The sequence below is a fragment of the Mycobacterium sp. genome, from assembly GCF_035697385.1.
Classification (GTDB): Bacteria; Actinomycetota; Actinomycetes; order Mycobacteriales; family Mycobacteriaceae; genus Mycobacterium.
In genome coordinates this window covers 1-2,070 of sequence record NZ_DASSCY010000180.1, presented here as the reverse complement: position 1 = coordinate 2,070, position 2,070 = coordinate 1, and the positions used below count along the sequence as shown (strand labels likewise).

The 2,070-nt window shown below is 67.3% G+C and carries 3 protein-coding genes; 2 read left to right on the top strand and 1 reads right to left on the bottom strand.

Going from position 1 to position 2,070, the window contains the following annotated elements:
• Together VFH65_RS14755 and VFH65_RS14750 are read left to right on the top strand one after the other, a co-directional pair.
• The coding region (locus VFH65_RS14755; protein WP_353322432.1) for an ABC transporter permease at positions 1–637 on the top strand (637 nt) is incomplete at its 5' end.
• Positions 634–1,233: a putative glycolipid-binding domain-containing protein gene (locus VFH65_RS14750; RefSeq protein ID WP_353322431.1), complete on the top strand. Its 600-nt coding sequence runs from the start codon at positions 634–636 to the stop codon at positions 1,231–1,233. The genes VFH65_RS14755 and VFH65_RS14750, both read left to right, overlap by 4 nt.
• Here the strand turns inward: VFH65_RS14750 and VFH65_RS14745 are convergent.
• A partial coding sequence (locus VFH65_RS14745; protein WP_353322430.1) for a prephenate dehydrogenase occupies positions 1,196–2,070 on the bottom strand: 875 nt, incomplete at its 5' end. The two genes, VFH65_RS14750 and VFH65_RS14745, sit on opposite strands and share 38 nt — an antisense overlap.

The following is a 2,070-nucleotide window of genomic DNA, read 5'->3' as shown; positions in this document are numbered from 1 at the left end:
CATCGGGCACACCGGCCGCGGAACGTTCCTCATCGTGACGGGTGTCAATGCGCTGCGGGCCCTGCCGACGCTTGGTGTGCTGCTGCTCGGCGTGCTGCTGTGGGGTCTCGGGCTGGTGCCGCCGACCGTGGCGCTGATGCTGCTCGGCATCCCTCCTCTGCTGGCGGGCACCTATGCCGGCATCGCGAACGTCGACCGCGCCGTGATCGATGCGGCTCGCTCGATGGGTATGACCGAGACGCGGGTGCTGTTGCGGGTCGAGGTGCCCAACGCGCTGCCATTGATCCTCGGCGGGCTGCGAACGGCCACGCTGCAGATCGTGGCCACCGCGACCGTCGCTGCGTATGCCAGCCTCGGCGGCCTCGGCCGCTACCTGATCGACGGCATCAAGGTGAGGGAGTTCCATATCGCGTTGGTCGGGGCGTTGATGGTCACGGCGCTGGCGTTGATCCTCGACGCGGCGCTGGCTTTCGCGGTGTGGGCGTCTGTGCCCGGCTCGGGCCGGCTGCAAAGGGTTCGGGGCATGCCGCAACCGCTGCTCGGTGACGAGGTCGCCCTCGAATCGGGATCTTTGGTGAAAACCACTTCAAATGCACGTTACGAACGAGGGGATCCTTCGCCTACGGTGGAGGGGTGAGTGAAGCAGCCCGCTCAGATGCGAAAGAAGGGCCCTGGCCCGCGATCTTGACTTGGCGCGCGCATGACGTTCCGCGGATGGAATCGGTGCGGGTCCAGCTGTCTGGCAACCGCATCAAGGCCTACGGCAGAATCGTCGCCGCCGCCACCGCTTCGCATCCGGCGTTCTCCGCCTCCTACGACCTCGTCACCGACGAGGCCGGCGGCACGAAGCGACTCTCCCTGACGGTCACACTCGCCGAGCGGGAACGCCAGCTGTCGATCGCCCGCGACGAGGAGAACATGTGGCTGGTGCAGGATCACACCGGCCAGACCAAACGCGCGGACTATGACGGCGCGCTCGATGTCGACGTGATTTTCAGCCCGTTCTTCAACGCGCTGCCGATCCGTCGGACCGGCCTGTATGCGCGCAACGACTCGGTCACCTGTCCGGTGGTATACGTGCGGCTGCCGGAGGTTTCGGTCGCTACGGCGGTGATCTCCTACAGCAGCGCGCCCGACGGCATCAAACTGCATTCCCCGGTTGCCGACACCACGATCACCGTCGACTCCGACGGGTTCATCCTCGACTACCCAGGACTGGCAGCGCGGATCTGATCACCCCGCCCGCCCGGCCGGCGGCGGCGAGTTCCTCGCGCCAGCTGTCCGCCCCGAGGACGATGGTGACAATCTCGGGCCGGCTGAAGCTGTCGTAACGCACCCGCGCGGCATGCCCTGCTTCAACGAGCTCGGCCAGCGGGCCCTTGGCCGCTAGCGCGTCGCGGGCGTGATTCAGCAGGTCGAGCGTGCGCTCCAGCACCGGCAGCAGCTGGTCGGAGTTGGCCTCACACATGGCCCGAACAAGATCTGGTGCGGTGGCCGCGACCCGGGTGCCGTCGCGGAACGATCCGGCGGCCAACGCGAACGCCAGCGGTACTTCACCGGCGGTGATGGCGAGGGCCTCGGCGAGCAGATGCGGCAGGTGGGAAATGGTCGCCGCCGCGGCGTCATGTTCGTCGGATCGGGCAGGGACCACCACCGCGCCGCAGTCGAGCGCCAGCTCCATCACCATCGTCCACACGTCGACGTCGACGTGATCGTCGACGCTGATCACCCACGGCGCCCCGACGAAGAGCCGGGCATTGCCAGCGGCCCAGCCCGATCGTGCGGTACCGGCCATCGGATGCCCTCCGACGAAGTGGTCCAAGAGCCCGAAGGATCGAATCTCGTCAAGGACGCAACCCTTCACGCTGGTCACGTCGGTCAGCGGGCAGTCTGGGGCGATATCGCGAATATGGCCCAACATCATCGGCAGCGCAGGCACGGGCACCGCGAGCACGATCAGGGCTTTGCTGATCGCGGCTCGTGACAGCGCCTCGTCGATGTTTTCGGTCGCGTCGAAGCCGTCGGCCTGCGCCGCCTGCACAGCGTCGAGCGAGCGGTTGTAGCCGAAAG